Annotated in this window: 14 protein-coding genes and 2 pseudogenes; 8 read left to right on the top strand and 8 right to left on the bottom strand. The window is 42.5% G+C overall.

The features are described from left to right. Positions 1 to 33: 33 nt before the first annotated feature. The gene (locus RM347_RS33700) at positions 34 to 1,050 is read right to left on the bottom strand and encodes a hypothetical protein (protein WP_322720445.1); all 1,017 of its coding nucleotides are present in this window, start codon (positions 1,048 to 1,050) and stop codon (positions 34 to 36) included. A 159-nt stretch (positions 1,051 to 1,209) separates the two neighbouring features. On the opposite strand from RM347_RS33700, the gene RM347_RS33695 reads away from it, so the two are divergent. The 5 genes from RM347_RS33695 (at position 1,210) to RM347_RS33675 (ending at position 8,470) form a co-directional block, all read left to right on the top strand. After that, the gene (locus tag RM347_RS33695; protein ID WP_334773529.1) at positions 1,210 to 1,626 is read left to right on the top strand and encodes a transposase; all 417 of its coding nucleotides are present in this window, start codon (positions 1,210 to 1,212) and stop codon (positions 1,624 to 1,626) included. Positions 1,627 to 2,038: 412 nt separating this feature from the next. Beyond that, positions 2,039 to 2,641, top strand: a complete 603-nt coding sequence (locus tag RM347_RS33690) for a DUF3611 family protein (protein ID WP_322720446.1) — start codon at positions 2,039 to 2,041, stop codon at positions 2,639 to 2,641. A gap of 150 nt (positions 2,642 to 2,791) precedes the next feature. Next, positions 2,792 to 6,535 carry a CAAX protease gene (locus RM347_RS33685; RefSeq protein ID WP_322720447.1) on the top strand — a complete coding sequence of 1,248 codons (3,744 nt, stop codon included), beginning with the start codon at positions 2,792 to 2,794 and terminating at the stop codon, positions 6,533 to 6,535. 155 nt (positions 6,536 to 6,690) lie between these two features. Then, the gene (locus RM347_RS33680; RefSeq protein WP_322720448.1) at positions 6,691 to 7,614 is read left to right on the top strand and encodes a YihY/virulence factor BrkB family protein; all 924 of its coding nucleotides are present in this window, start codon (positions 6,691 to 6,693) and stop codon (positions 7,612 to 7,614) included. A 250-nt stretch (positions 7,615 to 7,864) separates the two neighbouring features. After that, positions 7,865 to 8,470, top strand: coding sequence for a Uma2 family endonuclease (locus RM347_RS33675; protein ID WP_322720449.1), 606 nt, complete (start codon positions 7,865 to 7,867; stop codon positions 8,468 to 8,470). Between the two features lie 287 nt (positions 8,471 to 8,757). On the opposite strand, the gene RM347_RS33670 is transcribed toward RM347_RS33675, so the two are convergent. From RM347_RS33670 to RM347_RS33655, 4 genes are all read right to left on the bottom strand, one after another. Then, positions 8,758 to 9,180, bottom strand: coding sequence for a hypothetical protein (locus tag RM347_RS33670; RefSeq protein ID WP_322720450.1), 423 nt, complete (start codon positions 9,178 to 9,180; stop codon positions 8,758 to 8,760). A 48-nt stretch (positions 9,181 to 9,228) separates the two neighbouring features. Next, complete coding sequence (locus RM347_RS33665; RefSeq protein WP_322720451.1) at positions 9,229 to 9,603, bottom strand: hypothetical protein; 375 nt, start codon at positions 9,601 to 9,603, stop codon at positions 9,229 to 9,231. Positions 9,604 to 9,606: 3 nt separating this feature from the next. Beyond that, positions 9,607 to 10,506, bottom strand: coding sequence for an ATP-binding protein (locus RM347_RS33660; RefSeq protein WP_322720452.1), 900 nt, complete (start codon positions 10,504 to 10,506; stop codon positions 9,607 to 9,609). Positions 10,507 to 10,641: 135 nt separating this feature from the next. Beyond that, positions 10,642 to 11,271, bottom strand: coding sequence for a response regulator transcription factor (locus RM347_RS33655; RefSeq protein WP_322720453.1), 630 nt, complete (start codon positions 11,269 to 11,271; stop codon positions 10,642 to 10,644). Between the two features lie 22 nt (positions 11,272 to 11,293). Here RM347_RS33655 and RM347_RS33650 point away from each other — a divergent pair. Continuing rightward, positions 11,294 to 11,401: pseudogene (locus RM347_RS33650) on the top strand (four helix bundle protein); the annotation flags it as partial. 250 nt (positions 11,402 to 11,651) lie between these two features. Here the strand turns inward: RM347_RS33650 and RM347_RS33645 are convergent. Then, on the bottom strand, positions 11,652 to 14,501 hold the full coding sequence (locus RM347_RS33645) for a PAS domain S-box protein (RefSeq protein ID WP_322720454.1): 2,850 nt from the start codon (positions 14,499 to 14,501) through the stop codon (positions 11,652 to 11,654). Between the two features lie 715 nt (positions 14,502 to 15,216). On the opposite strand from RM347_RS33645, the gene RM347_RS33640 reads away from it, so the two are divergent. Continuing rightward, positions 15,217 to 15,606 (top strand): NAD(P)-binding domain-containing protein, encoded by a 390-nt coding sequence (locus tag RM347_RS33640; protein WP_416211929.1) that lies wholly within the window; start codon positions 15,217 to 15,219, stop codon positions 15,604 to 15,606. 241 nt (positions 15,607 to 15,847) lie between these two features. Then, positions 15,848 to 17,035 (top strand): NADH:flavin oxidoreductase/NADH oxidase, encoded by a 1,188-nt coding sequence (locus tag RM347_RS33635; RefSeq protein ID WP_322720455.1) that lies wholly within the window; start codon positions 15,848 to 15,850, stop codon positions 17,033 to 17,035. 249 nt (positions 17,036 to 17,284) lie between these two features. Here RM347_RS33635 and RM347_RS33630 read toward each other — a convergent pair whose 3' ends face one another. Beyond that, a complete protein-coding gene (locus tag RM347_RS33630) occupies positions 17,285 to 17,668 on the bottom strand; it encodes a response regulator (RefSeq protein WP_322720458.1) in 384 nt (127 codons plus the stop codon). Positions 17,669 to 17,835: 167 nt separating this feature from the next. Further along, a pseudogene (locus RM347_RS33625) lies at positions 17,836 to 18,129 on the bottom strand (transposase); the annotation flags it as partial. Positions 18,130 to 18,204 lie beyond the last annotated feature (75 nt).

Here is an 18,204-nt window from a genome sequence, read left to right as displayed (position 1 = left end):
ACTAATAATTGAAAAGCATATACAGCAAAACTTTCAGGCTATCTTGCCCCTCATGACACGCTCGCTATATCTACCCCTAGCCAACGGTTGAGGAAATAACTGCGGATATCGAGTTTCTAAATCTCTTACTTTCGCAGTTGCTCCCCATTGCTCATAACAGTAGTGAGCCTCTTTCATATAGGTTTGAGCAATCTTTAACCTACCACGCTCTAGATAAAACTTGGCAGCTAACTCATAGGCTAATGCCTCTTCTTGGATAAATTTGTTTTCAGATGCAGCAGCTATGGCTTGTTCATAAAACTCCTCAGCTTCCAGAACTTGCCCCAAGACTTGCGCTTTCTCTGCCTCAACTAACTGAAATTTATGTAGATAATTCATTGGCGCATCATGCGCCCATTTCTGCATCTTCTCTTGATTGATGTTAACGCGATTTAGCCAAACCTCTTTTTCGGAGTTGGAAGTATTAGCCAATACGCTCAAAAGTATCAGGGAGTCATAAAAATGAAATAGAGGTACAGAAATCAACGCTGTGACTTCACCTAAATACTGTTCCGCTAAAATAGCAGTTTGTGCAGCTTGGTGATACTCTCCAAACAGATAACACAAAATAAGTTTATTCAGGTAAAAGTGGTGGATTCCAGTTCCATCCTCGACTGCAATAGCACGCGATAACGCTTGCTCTTCATTGTATATACAACCCATTAAATGACTCGGATTTTCAGACTGACCGAGCAAATTAAGGATTGTCTGCCGCAACATTGCCAGCCAATTAAAGGGATTTTCCCGCCTAATTTGACTGGTAGCCTGACTGTAAATCGCCGTTTTTTGTTCCAGTTCCGTCAGTTCCTGACCAGCAAAATATGAGTAATAACAAAGGTTAAATGCACAATAACCAGCAAATTCAAAGTCTCCAGTTTCTACACCGCTTTGATAACCGTCAACGAGAATGGGTAATGTTTCTCTAAGATGTTCTTTCCAGTGCATGACATGGGAACCCAATACCAAGAATGCCTTAGCATTGCCTTTGTTATCATTTAATCGCTCTACCAAATTTAAAGCTAATTTGCCAAATCTATAACCGAGTTAAGTGTCTTGCACGACACCACACAAAATCATTCCGTAGGCAGCATAACTCAGTGGTGACCAGGTTGCATTACCATTCTTGAGCTTGCCCCACGACAGCGCCTGAGCAGTTGTCCGTTGCCTGAAGTGATTGAGCCAGAGAAAAAGCCCCTGACGGTGCGTCGCACAACTTGGCTAGTGCTGCGCCGACCGGAAAATCGAGATGAGCAAGACGAACAGCTACTGGCTCGACTCATCGCCCAGCATCCTGATTTAGCTCAAGCTATTGAACTGAGCCAGGATTTTGCCCAAATCCTGCGCGAGCGCTCTCCCGAACGACTAGAACCTTGGCTGACACGGGCAGTTCGGAGTCAACTGGGAGCTTTGGTTGGCTTTGCCCTGCGCCTCGGCGAAGACTATGAGGCGGTCAAGGCGGGCGTGACATTAGAGTGGAGTAACGGACAGGTGGAAGGACAGATCAACCGTCTGAAGATGTTGAAACGCCAGATGTATGGTCGTGTCAAGTTTGACCTGTTGAGCCAACGGGTTCTGCTGGCAGTGTAAGAACTCTCCTGAGCAGGTTACTTCTAGAAATTTGCTGAGCTTTTGAAATAGCGATCGCTCTTCTGAGTCGTCTCTATCCACCCCGCATCACCAAAAGCTGACAAGACCCTTAATCCTAGCTGAGAAATGTCTTGATTGCAGGTATGAGCGATTAGCATTGCAGGTCGCTACACGTAGACGCTCTTAGCGGCTTATCGGAGACATCGGCTGATTTTACTCCCTTTACATTTCTTTAAAGACAGCTTCTAAACTCCAATTATAATTGGCAGTTAAGCTCTTAAGAAAGAAGTTGCCATAGAAAGGCAAACTGTTTTGGCGAGGTTGCTACTGCTTCCTTTGGAATTGCCTAAAGGTAACTCAAGATTACTTGCCTTTATCCATGCTTTTACTTTCTTCTAAAGCAACCTATCCTATGTTTGATTTCCTCAATCCTCAAGCGGCTAGCTCAACTCCCAGGCAGATTGCCCGTTCTTTGCGTTGGCTGGGCTGGATTGGCTTCTGGTTGCAAGCCCTGCTTGGGTTCATCCCGATTTTAGTGGTAGTTGTGACTGTTATGTTTAGTCCCGGACGCAAGCACAGTAGCGGACTTTCCGTTGGTTTATGGTTGGCGATCGCCTGTTTGGTGATTCTGATCTTCAGTATTTACTGGTGTTTTCGCTATACACAATTGGCAAACAAATTAGAAATACCAAATTTGCGTCCAGCCAAGTCTCAGGTGAGCCAAAATCTGAAGTTGGGGCTGCTAGCAAACATTGCAATTATGGCAATTGCAGTGCTAATTACCTTGTCGCGAGTGGGTGAATTGACCTTCAAGATGTTGATTATGCCTCAAGGTTCCACCGTGATTATTCCTAATCAAGCTGCAACGATGGTGACTCAGGGAGCAATGATCACCCCATCCAACATGATTGCCATTCAAGCGATGGTCAATGCGATCACAGCCGGATTAATTGGAGCCATTGTGGCATTGCTCTTGCTCTATCAAGTTGGGCAACGTAGCAACCCCCAAGATTGAGCCTGACAAAATTAATTCATTCATTGAGACAGGGAACAGAAAAAATGTGTGTAATTAATTCTGTCTAATATTAATTCTCTAAAATCCAGCAACAGATCCAAACTCAGAAACTCTTGTGATATCCAGCTTTCTTAATTTTGAATCGTTATTATGACACATACAGTAATGGATCGTGTTTGGGAACTTCTAGGTTGGGTCTTTGTACTCAACAGCGAAGCGTTCTGGAGAGTTACGACCTTATCAGGCGGCTTGAAGCTTGCTATTACTGTGGTCTTGTTGGCGAAATTATCATTAGCGATCGCTCAAAGCATCATTTTATTTATTAACCGCGTCAAACCGATTCGCTTCATCTTGAGTTTATTAGTCAACGCGATTTTATCTCTGTTTGAGTTTCTATTCCTGGTGTTTAGCACCTGGCTCATTTGTTTGCTTCCTTGGTCAATCCATATACCGCTTACAACCCTATTAACCGTTCTAGGGCTGGGCTATGCACCACTACTGTTCAGCTTTCTAGGAGCATTGCCTTATCTGGGCTTGCCGCTTTTAAAAATCCTATCAATCTGGAACTTGTTAGCAATGGTAGTGGGCTTTAGTACTGTTGCTAACATCGGTGTAGGGTTTGCCTTTGGCTATGTGGCGTTTGGCTGGTTTATCAAAGAACTGCTGGCAAATACTATCGGTCAGCCGATCGCCCATTTAGGTAAAACCATTGCAGATCAAGTTGCTGGTGTAAACCTGGTTGAAAATCGAGTGTGGTCTCGCTTTGCAACAGTCCCATCACCACTAGTAGCTGCTTCCCAGATGACTCTACCTGCGGTACACCAGTTCATTCAAGCAAGCAATCGCTCTCATCCTCAAGCTGCTCACGCGGTTACTGCTCAACCCCCACCTGCTGCAACAATCACTGTTAACCAAGGTACTCATGCAAGCGTAGACGCTTTGCGGCTTGTCGCCAGACATCACCTCGTTCATCTGACTCACCAAGCTCACAGCATTCCCCCACCCATCAAACTGCTGTTGAGTTTGTTGGGCTTAACTGTGTTGTTTGTAGTAGTTGGCATTCTGCTACGACCTATTCGCAGTGGGGTATTAAGTTGGTATCAAACGCTACCTATAGTCTCCAGATTAATATTTGAACTGGGGTGGATTGGCGTGGTTGCCTTGGTTTTTTCTGGATTATTGGCTCCCTTTGAAACCTTGGGATGGTGGGCAGGATGGTTCGGTGATCAAGTAAACACGATCCAGACAACTTCTACCCTTTCTAACCCTGGTCAGTCTCCAGGCAACGGCAGAACATTTTCTCGATATATCATCTATCTGGATGGCGTTGGTCAGTCAGGTGAGGAATACACCCCCGATGTCGAAGATTTTTTAACGGTGCTAGAACCTTCGCTACCCCAGGATATAAAGCTGGTGAGAGGATTGATGATGTATTCCGTACTCAATAAGCCCTTGTATGAAGACCGTCCATTGGCGTTTATATGGAAATTAGCAGACAAGTTGCGTTGGCAGAATCCTAAGGCACTGCTGGGCATTTTAGTGAACCTGCGGAATGTTTTAATTGTGGCGGTGTCTGCCGATCAGCGTTACGGCCCCATCTACAACCGGGGCATTGCTCAGGTACTCTACAACGGCTTAATTGCACAAAATTATCAACCAGGGAGCGCTACACCAATTACACTGATTGGCTACAGTGGCGGTGGGCAAATGGCTGTTGCCTCTGCACCTTACTTAAGACAGGCACTAGAAGCACCTATTGATGTAGTCTCTTTAGGTGGTGTGATGAGTGCTAACAATAATTTCCTCAAGCTAGAGCATCTCTATCATTTGATTGGCGAGAAGGATTCAGTGCAACGACTAGGCCCGATCATGTTTCCCGGACGTTGGCAAATCCTGCTCTTGTCTTATTGGAACCGGGCACGACGCAAGGGCAAAATCTCGATTCTGTCAGTGGGAGATGTAGGGCATCAGGTTCCAGGAGGCTATATGGATGCGGAAGCATTTCTGCCAGATGGACGCAGTAACCTCCAACAAACCATTGAAATCATCCTGCAAATTTTGACAGGAAACCTGCTGGGAACTGGACAGAGCTTTCCTGTCAAGCTCAGTAATTACGCGCTCTATAAACAGGCTGCTTTTAATAATCCAGCTTATTATCCCCTGAATCAAACGGTTGATTTGAACTGGTATCGGGCGATCGCGCCTTGGATGGGCCGTTTGATTTTACCGCACCGGGACGCTCGACAAACCATTGGAGGTGTTTTGTTTGAAGTGCATCATACTGCTGCGGGCTACGAGCATTTGGTCGGACAAATTGTCAAACTGCGTTGGGTCGATACTCCATTTGTGAAAAATTTAGTGCAAGCCGCAACTCATGATATTCACTTTAGTGCTGATGCCGAGTACTCCAGTAAATACGGCGGTCTCATCCATCCGGAACGTCTCAACCATTGGCGACATGTTGATCCCCTAGAATCGCTTGCAGGTTCTCATCCGACAGATGACATGCTTGTGCTGCTAAATGAATCGGTACAAGTGGAGGAAACCCCCTCATCTCATCCGTCCATCTCCTTTCGCATCTGTAGTCAGCCCGTACAAATTACTGGGCGCTTCTGTGCGTTGGTGAAGTTTGTCCAGCCCATCGCTAAAACCGACCAGTTCCGCATAGTTCACTTTAACCGTGCGACTCGTGAGTTTGATGGGGCAGAGGAGGTCGTGCGGTTGCCACAAGTAGTACTTGCCCCAACTCAAGGCAGTTCTCCATCAACTAGCCGTGATCTGGAAAAGTCTCCCTTTAACGAGACGGGCTGGTATATCTATGGTGCAAAAGATGCTCAGGGTCTATTCGTGGTACAGTCTTTGGGGCCACGTGCCTTATTTCGTCTGCAACCCAGTAAGGTTGTGTTCGGCAGCAAAGCATCTTACCGCTACATCCGCAAACGCTCTTGGGCAGACATTAGAGCGCAGAAAGGGCGAATCTCATCTGTGTTGTGTGCAAGTAAGAACAACCTTTCGCCTTCAGCAATCCAGAATGTCATTAATAATTGGCAAGAAGGCGATTGCGCCCTGTTGATCCACGTTTATGGTGGCATTGGCGGCAAAAAAGCAGAACCTGCTGCTGCCGCACCCATTTTCTTTGGACACTTTGCCTTTGGCGTAGCCCATGTGATTCGTGACCCGCACAGTGATGAACTATACTTCGATCTGCGCTATCATCAGGTCTACACTCACAATACTGATGGACTAATTGCTGGAACGTTCCACTGGTCTCGTTACATGGGCGATCGCCAATTTGGTTGGGTCGGCACTCGCCCAGTCTGTGACATTCTGATTAAACACGATGCCTTCACTGGCTATTATGACTTTGCTACTGGAGAGCGATCGCCACTAGATTTGATGATGTTGCAATTAGAGGTGATGACGGCTCGTTACCGTATTGGAGACGGCACAGGAGGCACTTACGTTGGAATTGCCAATAACTGCGCTCAAGATTCTAATCAAGCTTTGTTCGCTAGTCTGCGTCAGATAGAACAACAGTTTCGCGCTAATCATGTCAGTTCTCTGCATCGGAGTGAATACAATCTTGAACAGACACAACGATTTGGAGAACTCCTGAAGCTTGGACAAGAACTCAAACTGAAACTGCAACCTTTGGGCGGTTCTAAATCAAGCTGGGAACGAAACGAGTATAACTTGGGCAGTACTCTAGAAGATGAGCCGATTCGCAACTTGATTATGGGTTTGAGTAGTTGGCGCACAATGTTACCTCGTCATGCTAGCGATACCGTAGTTAAAATCTTTTTGGATCACGACGCAACCGCTTGGGTGTTGCGAACTAATCAAATTGGCGGATATGACCCCGATATTGAACCGATCGCTCCCATAACGCTGTAAGTAAGGGTACTGGGTACTAAGTATAACGATTTCAGTAGTATTGAAAAATGGATAAATATTTGTGCAATGCATCCATCAGCATTAGAAAACATTATTTTTCGTCTTGATTACCCAACCCCCAACCCTCAATCCCTAATCCCTAACCCCAGTCCCTTATGATTCGATATATTCGAGCTACTATCCTACCCTCAAGACTGCCTCAACTCTTCATCCAGACGGGGCACAAGTGGAGCCAAGACAATTGCTCCGGTATGGCAGCCGCCCTATCCTACCATGCTCTTTTCTCATTGTTTCCGCTCATATTAGTCATTTTGAGCATTATTGGTTTGCTGATTGAACCTCATACTGAAGCGTTCCAATCCATTAAAGGAGTAGTAGAGCGTTATCTACCTCCAGAAGTTCACGATTTAGTGAAAGGAACCGTCATTGCCCTCAACCAAAGTAGTACCGGAGCCGGAATCATTGGATTTGGCTTGCTCTTATTTTCAGCTAGTACGGTTTTTTCTGTTTTGAGTGGTTCGGTCAATAGAATTTGGCGATCGGATACTACAGCTTCTAAATCAATTCGGAGGACGGTGCTTTCCTTTGTTCTTAACCAATTTTTGGCTTTTTTGTTGGTAATTGGGACAGGCTTATTGCTGCTGACTTCATTAATCGCAAATATTGCCATCAGGACTATCCTTGATCTAGTTGCAAACTTTCGCTCTGCCTTCTCCTTCATACAGGTTGACGAACTACAATTAGCCAAAGGACTTCAAGTAGGCTCATCTTTTTTGATTCTGGCTATAACTGCTTGCGTTTTGTTCAAGATTTTGCCGTCCGTTTATGTCGGTTGGCGTGATGTCTGGTTAAGCGCTCTACTCACGGCCTTGTTGCTAGTGGGATTACAACAATTAATTAGCAACAGTGTCATTACGCTCGGCAGCCATTTCCTCTCGTATGGCGTAATTGGAAGCGTCATGATTCTGTTGACCTGGATTTATCTTACATGCGAAATCTTCCTCATTGGCTGCGAGTTTTCCTACGTTTATACTCATCTTTTTGGTAGTCGTAGAACTCTGAACCACTCATTGCAATAGAATTGTCAGTATTGACACTAGTAAACTCAGCGAGTTCCTCACGAAACTTGCTGGTCTTCAAAACCGTGCTTAATACAATACCGTTGCGGGTTAAGTGTGTAACTTTGGCTTGGCATACCCTCAAAGCAGCGCTGAGTGCAGGGTGTTAATGCATCGACCAGCAATGCTACTGCGATCGCCAAAGTTAATGCATTCTGCTATTTGCTTCTCACTTATAATCAAAACAACTTGCCTTCAGGAGATTGACTTTATGACATATATCTCCCCAAAAACCTTCACATTTGAAGATTTTCTCTCGCAATACCGAGACAATCCCCGCTATGAACTGGCAGATGGAGAACTAATTGACATGGAACCCACTGGCCCGCATGAAACGGTGGGTGGCAAACTTGCAACCCAAATTGGGATCTACCTTGTTGCAGAACAACTTCCCTGGTTTATTCCTCGCACTTGTTTAATTTACCCTTTTGCAGATACAGCTACAGTTCGTCGTCCTGATGTCGTGGTTCTCGATGAAACCGTTCTCGACCGTGAACCCCTTTGGCAGCGAGAACCCGTAATTACTCTTGGACGCTCAATTAAACTGGTGGTGGAAGTCGTTAGCACCAACTGGGAAACTGATTATGCGCGGAAAGTTGAAGAATATGCACTTTTAGGCATTCCTGAATATTGGATTGTGGATTATCGAGGATTGGGCGGTGTAGCATTTATTGGTAAACCCAAACAACCTACCTTCACTGTTTGCCAACTAGTTGAAGACACTTATACTCAACAACAATACCGACTAAACCAATCAATTAATTCGCCGCTTTTGCCCAATCTTCAACTTCGCTTAGATGATATTCTGCCTCGTTAAATGTAGAAGAAAATTGAGATGCGTCACAGAACAGCCTGTGGCAGACATCGCCTGTTTTAAAGCTATCTGAAGGAATGCGATCGCCTTGACGAGAGTATGAATATCAAGGTGCGATCGCCTGTTTTTACACTATCACCAGAAGTGCGATCAATTGAAGCAAGAGACCGCTTTTGCTACGTCTTCAACTTTGCCTCGATAACATCCTCCCTCGTTAAGTGTTGCAGGATTGTAGCAATGAGATGATAACCAAGACAAAATGATATGGCTTATCTGAACCCTATTAATTCTTACTGTTTCTCTTTTTCTTCTTCAACAAATTTAAGTACAATCTGTTGTTGAGTTTTAAGTGTTTCTTGAATATCATCAGGTAGATTTTTAGATTTTTCAAATGTACCAGATATTGTACTCTTGAAAACTTCCTGACCTTTTCTTGTGTAGATTTCAAATACGACTTCTTTTTTTTCAAAATCTAAAACAACCTTCACTACACAAGCTTCAGCGTCATCTTCTTGATACTGTTCGTAAATTCCTTCTACGTCATCTCCAATAAGTTGAAAATCTAGAGTTTTATCTTGTATGCAATTTAACTGTTCAGGCAAGATTATATCCTGAGTTAATGCATCAAGTATTTTAATAACTCCTGATTTTAAACTATCAACTATAGGAATGGTGTCATTGCTTATATTGGCTTTTCTGGTCTTTTTAGGCATCACAAAATTCCTTTTTTTGAAATTCTAGTCATAGAAAATTAAAGATTATTATCTGGCTACACGCAATACCTGTACTTTTTTGTTTTGAGCATAATCATTAAAACCTAATTCTTCTTTAATGTCTTCTGGAATCTCATTCGGATGTACCTTAACCTTTTGTGTATAAGCATATGCTTCACCACTCAGGCGATTTCTGGTGTATACCACTACTTCTTTAAAATAAGTTCTTCCCTCTTTTATGAGATTAGTCAAAGCATCTGCGGCAGTTTCAATGGCTTGGTCTATTCCATTTAATATCTGTAATGCTGTACGTCCAGCCCAAGCTTTAATTTCATCCCAAAATACTAATATCCCGGCTCCTGCTGCTCCACTTGCCAAACTCACAGCAATTATTATAATCCAGCTGAATGGATCAATAGCCATAATCTAATTCTCCAATTGTGATGAATTTGATACAGAATTTGATTCAAGAACATATTTTTGCATAAATTCTGTTTTTTTATGAATTTCTTTAATATCTTTGTATTTTTGTATTGTTTCCAACATCAAATTCTCATCGATTAAACTTACTTGATTAGCTAACAATTTTAAACCTAGTTTAATAGCAATATTTCTAATATCACCACCACATAAACTATCACTTATCTCTGCTGCTTTCTCATAGCTTATTGTTTTTGGAACCGTCTCTGAAAGGTGAAATCGCCATAATTGTATTCTTGTTAAAAAATTAGGTGGATCAAATTCTATATTAAAAATGATTCTTCTTAAAAAAGCACCGTCATAGTTTTCAAAAAGGTTAGTTGTAAAAATTATTACACCATTAAACTTGTCTAATAGTGTTAATAATGTTCCTTTGGCTGAATTAATTCCATAATCAGCCGCTTGTGACAAATTAGAAATTCTTTTACTTAATACAGTGTCAGCTTCATCAAACAATAATAAGCTTCCACTTTTTTCTGCTACTTGAAATATATTTGATAAATTCTTTGATGTACCTCCAACTAATTCCGATTCTAATTCTCCATAATTCACTTTAATGATATTCATGCCAAGCTTTTGAGCTATAGCTTCCGCCGTAATACTTTTTCCAGTGCCAGGTAAGCCAAAAAAATTAATAGTTAAACCCTTGCCTGTTTTTAGAAATCGGCAATATTGCCATTTATTTAATAAAATTTCTCTATATTTGATATAAGCAACAATTTGCTCTATTTGCTCTAATATTTCTGACGATAAAGCTATTTCATCTAAACTCCATTTTGGCTTAATTACTAATGAATCTAAATCATATTTTGGATCTTTTTGATCTCTTAATATTTCATATTTCATAATTTATATGCTTTCTTACAGATGTACAAAGCAAAACTAAGTGAATATCCTGAGCATAGAAAATAAGCCCAACATTGTCACTAGCTAAATGTTCGGTTTTAAACCTATCAAAATGTGAGGTCAAGAAGCTGTAAATTACAGCCTGACAATCCCCCGATTCAGCGCGGTGACTAGGGCTTGAGTCCGATCGCTCACATTTAACTTCCCGAAAATATTATTAGCATGGAACCTGACGGTACTCTCAGCAATATTGAGGACATTGCTAATCTGCTGGTTATTCTTGCCCTTGGCAATGAGGCGCAGCACTTCCAACTCACGATCGCTCAATTCCTCACTACCCATCCGCTCGGCTAGCTTGGCTGCTATAGTGGGCGGAATATACCTTTGACCTTTATGAACAGTGCGAATTGCATCCAAAAGTTCATTCGGTTCAGCGCCCTTGAGGAGATAGCCTTTTGCACCAGCCCGCAATCCCCGATAGATATCTTCATCGCCATCAAAGGTGGTTAACACAACGATTCGAGCGTGTTTAAACTTAGCACAGATAGCTGCGATCGCATCAGCACCTTCCATCTTCGGCATTCGCAAATCCATCAGCGCCACGTCGGGCTGATGTTGGCGGAAAAGTTCTAACGCTTCTCGCCCGTCACCAGCATGGCCGATTACAGTCATATCTGGCTCACATTCAAGAAACATTGTTAAAGCTTGTCCCAAGATGGGATGATCGTCAGCAATCAGGATGCGAATAACATTGGATTGGCTCATGATCGTTTACTCTCGGTGTTGTGAGGCAGCATTTGTAGCTAAGTTAAATGATTGCGTTCGCGGAGCGTGTCCTAGACAAGCCGAAGCATCTAAAACTCAGACTTGGATTGAATTTGCTGTCAAATGCAACTAAATAGGGCATTGCTAATTAGTGAGATGAATTTTGTTTAGTCCATTCGCCGTCAGGCGTTCCCGCAGGGTAGGCGAAAAGCTCAAAGAATCTAGGTTTACCCTTGGCTGAAAATCTTAATTCATTAGGAATTTATGCAACGCCCTAAATAGATATCCACAAAAAACGATAATTTTACGCAAATTAGACTAATTTTTATCCGGTTTAGCAAATAAATCCATTAGCTGGGCTATAAATCATTAATCTCCCCCTACTTGCGTGCTATTTCTTCATCTTTCCTCCCGTTGACCAATACAATAACTTCTGTTCCCTGTCCTAGCGAACTCTGAATTGTTAGTTTTGCCCCGATGCGTTCAGCCCGTTCGCTCATCACTAAAAGCCCAAAGCTGTTGATAATAAATACACTGCCCATGTCAAACCCTTGTCCATCATCTTTGATTCGCAAGCTGCACTGGCTTTCTTGATAGGCCAGTTCTATTTGGATTTCTCTAGCTTTGGCGTACTTGAAGGCATTGGTTAATGCCTCTTGCCCAATGCGGAGTAAGTTATTTTCAACATCTGGAGGTAGGGGGTATATCTCGCCTATTACTTGGCAAACAATATGTGTATTGGTAGGGGAAAACATCTGTGTGGCAAAGCGATTGAGAGCATTAAAAATGTCGCCGTCCTCCAATAATTGCGTAGACGCAAAGCGGCTTGTCGGCAGACATCGCAGTGCTTTGATCGAACGGCGTGCTTCAGTCAGCCCAGAGTGAGCCAAGTCGCGCCCTGCTTTAATTAATACCTGTGCCACTTCTATATCTGTCGTCAGTTTTCGTGAGGCAGTATCTAAGTGGACAATGACAACGGCGAAGGATTGCGCTAAAGTATCGTGAATTTCCTGTGCCAAGCGGTTACGTTCTGCTAATACGGTTGCTTCTTCAGCCTGCTTGCGACTAGTGATATCCTGTATTGCAGCCATCCTGATGGTACGCCCACGATATGACATGACTCTGGCTCTGATCTCTGCGGGAAAAGTGGTTCCATCCTTGCAAAGACAAACAGTTTCATAAATTCCCTCATCTCCTGAGCGAATCTTCTGCATAACCTGTTCCTGGTATCCAGGAGCAGTAAAATCCATGACACGCATACCAATCAACTCAGAAAGTTCATAACCAAACATCTCAGCGCAGGTTTGGTTAGTGTCTAAAAGTATGCCTTGTTCGGTAATGGCGATCGCTTCAAATGTTGCCTCTGCCAATAGCCGAAATCGCGTCTCGCTTTCTAGAAGTGCTACCTCTGTCTGCTTGCGTTCGGCAATTTCCCGTTCTAGTTCCAGGGTACGTTCGGCAACTTGCTGCTCTAAAATCGAATTATAATCAGTTAGAATCTTCTCTGCTTTTTTGCGTTCGGTAATATCAATACAAACGGTGAGCGCATATATTACTTTCCCCGATTCATCAAAAATTGGGGTGCTTAAAACTTCTACAGGGATAGTTTTATTTGGGTGGCGAAACTCTACATCATCAACATGGACAGTTTCCCCAGCTAAAGAATACACAATTGGCAGTTCATCAGTAGGGTATAAATTATCAGTTCCAGCCAAATAAACTTGATAATATTCTGTTATTTCTTCTTGTTTGATAGATGGTAATAAATCTACGCTGACTAACTTTTGTGAAGCTTTATTAGTGTAGTAGAGTTGCCCACTAATATCATCTATGGAAACACTCACAGGTATAGCATCGAGAAATTGCTTCAAGCGAGTTTCACTCTGCAACAAAGTTTTGTTTAAATCCTGCATTTGGGAAAATGTTGCTTGGAGTTGATCTGCCATACTATTAAATGACTTAGCTAATTCTCCCAACTCATCGGAACGCTTTATTTCTATTCTCTTTTCCCATTCACCCTTAGCAAGTGCGATCGCAGATTCTTTTAAAGCAAAAACTGGTTGGATTATCCACCGTAAAATTAGAATACCGACAGCTACAGCCACTATCAAAGCAACAATACATAGCACAATAGTGGTGCGGGTGTTAACATTAATTTTCTCCATGAAGTCATCTTCTGGGACTACTACTACAATCAACCAGTCAAGTCCCCGATTTTCTTTGAAAGGTAAAACTTGGATAAACTGCCGCTTACCATGTATTCTAAAATCTAATTTTTGCTCGCTTTGAATCGAGTCAAAATTACCAAATTTTGTTTCTAAATATTTAACTGTGGCTTGCGTCATCACGTCAGTACTATCTTCAGCTAATAGCCGCATTACTTTATTTTCTGGTAGTGCTACTGCTGATTTCGCGAACCGAAATGGCTTTTCCTTAGTTGAAGTTGCCACTAACATTCCCGAACGCTCAATAATAAAACTTTGCCCCGTTTTACCAATTTTTAAGCGTTCCAAAAAAGTCCCAATTTGTAAAAGATTTAAATTTGAGAGTAATACCCCTGTCAATTTGCCTTTTTTGTTATAAACAGGCTGGCTAGCAGCAAGATATAAAGTAGAACCAGTAATATGAGGATAAATCTCGCTCCAGCTTTGTTTACCCGTATCTACAGGTTTTTGATACCAAGAGCGCTTTTGAGGATTGTAGTTTTTCCCCCTGTCGATTATATTGATGCGATCGCCTTGACTGTTAGTAGTATAGGTACGCAATTCATAGCCAGTAGATTTGCCAGATACTCTGATTGTCAGTGAGTCATCAGGGGGAAATCTTTCTGCTGAAAATAACTCTCTGTTAGGATTAGCATACCCAATTAAGTTTACACCCTTGAATATTTGCAGTTGCTCAAAGAAGTAACGTTCTAAAATTGCAGAATTTTGTACATTTAATCCACCAATCCTAATAGCTATTTCATTAGTTTGATTAATTTTGTGAAGAGGATCAAGGTAACTTTGTAGGTTCTGTTCAACACGTCGGTTAATTTCAGTCTGGAGTTGTGCTGCGACATCATTGACTGCTTTTTGTCCATTTCTAAATGAGAGATAACCCGTTAAACTCACCGCAGCGATAATTTGCAAAATAAAGGGAACGATAATAACCGTTCGTGTGGAAATTTTAGTAAAAATACCAGGAAATTGTTTAAGTGATAAATGTTTATTAAACAATAAGTTATTCATTTTTGATATTAAGAATATAAAACTATTTTCTTAATAAAACAACTTGTATTTATTCGTTGCAAATATACAATTTATACATTAAAAATAGATTAATTGAGGTTTGTATTCTTAGTTTTATTAACAATATTTTGCTAATAAAATGTATTTGCTTTCAGATCAACATAGAGTCAAAAATTTTCTTTGGATAACAGATATTGAAAGTCATCAATTAATAAATATCATTTTTGCATAACTAGTTCTAAAAAATGTTTCTCTTTTGAGAAACATCAAAAAAATACCTCTTTAGACAGATGTTGTTTTTCTTATTTATTTAACCAAAAATTATATAACTACAAGAAAATAAATACAATTTCCGCAAAAAACCTCTATATTGAGCAGCTTAAGTAGAGTGCCTTAGGCTGACGATAAGCTGCTACACTGCGAGTTCTACTTTGCAGTACCCGTCTACACATGGCTCTTATAAGGTACGTTGCACCTTTGCGAGAATGCATCCTACTGACTTGAAAGTGCTGTTGGCGGTAACGGGGCGTTTAGCCCGTACTGAGTAAAAATACTAATACCCAGTCTCCAGTCTCTAGTTCTTTTTTATGCATGATGGTGCAACTTGTTTCATTAGGACTGCCTCCAGTATCTCCTCAGATTTTCCTTAGATTTGCCAACTAGCATTAGATCAGATTAGTTAATTTGTTCAAGTTCGGCAAACAATGTCTATGTTATGGAACTGGGAATGATTGGACTGGGGCGGATGGGAGCTAACATGGCACGCCGTTTAACGCAGGCTGGACATACCGTTGTCGGTTATACTCGTCAGGCAGACAAAGCAGAAGCACTAGTTAAGGAAGGAGCGATCGCTCGTGGGGTAACATCATTCGTCGATCTAGTCGATGTACTCCTCAAAGACCCAAAGTTAAGCAACTTTGAGGGACGCGTATCCGACTCTGGAGAAGGTCGATGGACACTGATTGCAGCTATTGAAGAAGCAGTTCCTGTTCCCGTCCTCAGTTCAGCCCTCCAAGCACGATTTAGCTCTCGCGGTCAAGCAGACTTTGCCGATAAGCTCCTCTCTGCGCTGCGCTATGAGTTTGGTGGACATCTAGAACAATAAGGCAAAAGGGACTTGCTGCGTTCAGTGAGCTTAATTCACGACAAGCGGGGATTTTGGGAGAACAAGCTCACAAAGATGCAATGGGCTACGCCCCAACCTAGGCGATCGCAAATCAGCAAAGACTCCTTTCAGAACAAGATCCTCAAGATTCAGAAATACCAGTTTCCACCTAGCAGTCTGCCAAAAAAAGTTGAAAGTCAAACGTTAAGTGTGAGTTCATAAAGCACGGAAAAGTCAAATCATGACTACACAGAACATAACAACTTTGTCATCATCTCCAGCCCAGACCGAATTAAAAACCCCAGGTTATCAAGGCTGTCAATCAAGGAGTCTGCACGACTTGGAAATACCCGAAGTGGATTTGTTTACTCCACTAATAATTCGAGATATCACCTTGCCAAGTCGCGTGGCGATGTCACCAATGTGTCAATACTCAGCAGAGAATGGATTTGCTAACGATTGGCACTTCGTCCACTTAGGGAGTCGGGCTGTGGGAGGAACTGGTCTGATTATGGTTGAAGCGACAGCCGTAACACCCCAAGGACGGATTACACCTGGCGACCTTGGGCTTTGGGACGATAAGCAAATCGAGTCACTAACTCGCATTGTGCGCTTCCTTCGCCAACAGGGATCTGTTACAGGGATTCAATTAGCCCATGCTGGAAGGAAAGCAAGTTGCAATGTTCCTTGGTTGGGTGGTACGCCACTGACACCCGAACAAGGAGGTTGGCAGCCTGTCGCACCTAGCCCAATTCCTTTTCAAGAGAACTCTCCTGTACCAATACCCCTCGATGAGCGTGGTATTCAAGAAGTTATCTTTGCGTTCGTTGCAGCAGCGCAGCGTGCCCTGCAAGCAGGTTTTCAAATGATTGAAATCCACGCAGCACATGGATACTTATTGCATTCTTTTCTTTCACCACTCAGTAATCGCCGAACAGATATTTACGGCGGTTCGTTGGAGAACCGAATGCGTTTATTACTGGAGGTAGTAAGGCGAGTACGAGATGTTTTGCCCAACGGGATGCCGCTTTTTGTGCGCCTCTCGGCTACCGACTGGGTAGAGGGAGGTTGGGATCTCCAGCAATCAATTATATTGTCCCGTGAACTAAAGACTCTGGGCGTTGATTTGATCGATGTTTCCACAGGAGGTTTAGTACCTCATGCCAGAATTCCAGTGGAGAAAGGCTATCAAGTACCTTTTGCTGCCAAAATCCGAGAAGAGGCTGGGATCATGACAGGAGCTGTGGGGCTGATAAATGAAGCTGAGTATGCCGACCAAATAATTACTCGTGGGTGTGCAGATTTGGTTCTCATCGGTCGAGAATTACTCCGCGATCCATACTGGTCGATTTATGCCCGTTGTAGCTTGGATGAAGAACCTAATTGGCCTGTGCCTTACGGTTATGCAGTTAAACGACAGAGAAGGTAAAAAATTTGGCGTTGCAGAACAGTGGGATAAGCTAGGGAAGATAGGGGGAGCGTTTAGTTACTAAATCATCCTGCAAATATGCAACGCCAAAAATTCAAAATTCAAAAATAAATCAATTTGATGGCTTTTGAAGGCGAAATAGATCGAGTCAATCTATTGTCAATTACCTTACTTATCCCATTTTTATCTTCCTGACTCATCCTGATTTCTACTTTATCCTCTGCCTAAAGTGACAAAACAGGGCTAACCTCACCACCCCAGTTGCTCAATAATCTGCTCGCCAAGCTGCAAGACATTGAACGGCTTCAGGATCACTCCAGCAAAGTCAGAGGAGTCAAATTCCAGCAAATCGGATGACAGGTCTGTAGCGGTAAATAAGATAACCGGAATCGACTCCGTAGTCGGATTAGTTTTCAAGGATTGCAGCATAGTCAGTCCATCTTCACCATACAGGTTCAGATCGAGCAAAATCACGTCGGGTTGATGCATTTTTGCCTGTATCAGTCCTGCCTGTACAGACTCAGCAGTGAGGATTTTCCAGCTTTTAAGGTGTTCTAGCGTGAGCTTGACAATGCTGCATAGGTCGGGTTCGTCGTCAATCACCAAGATGCATCGATTTGTATAAGAGGACATAATACCAATTCGTAATTCGTAATGAATGGGCATCAGATTTAATCTTGTTTTATGCAATCCAAGTTCATTGATTTATGGAAAATAACAGAGTACGTTCACATAGCCTTGAGTAGGCACTAGCATCATTATTTGAATCAATCCCTTGAGGGATGAGGTATCATTTTGCATAAATGCTTGTCAGGTATATTACGATAGTCAATCTTATCACCGTATTTACGGCGAGAGCGTTTATTGGAGTCAGGATGTTGATAGGGTATGTACAATGCGGAATCATGGCGCAACTTAGAAATTATGTGCAAGTTAACAAGACGTGCCATCTGCAAAGCATTATTGTTACCAAAATGCCCATCTAGCACTAAGTAAGTAAGTGGTACAAATCCAGCTAATAACTTGAACAGCGAATTAATCATCTTTTGAATTCGCACTAATTCAGATGTTAAAATCACGTCTGCTTTATTCTGTTTCAATCGGATCGGAATTTAGCCCAGCCATCTGGAGTTTGCGCCGCAACCCGCGAATTTGAGTTGTTACAGCTT

The sequence above is a fragment of the Nostoc sp. ChiQUE02 genome, assembly GCF_034531305.2.
GTDB lineage: Bacteria > Cyanobacteriota > Cyanobacteriia > Cyanobacteriales > Nostocaceae > Nostoc.
This window is presented reverse-complemented; position numbering and strand designations above follow the sequence as displayed.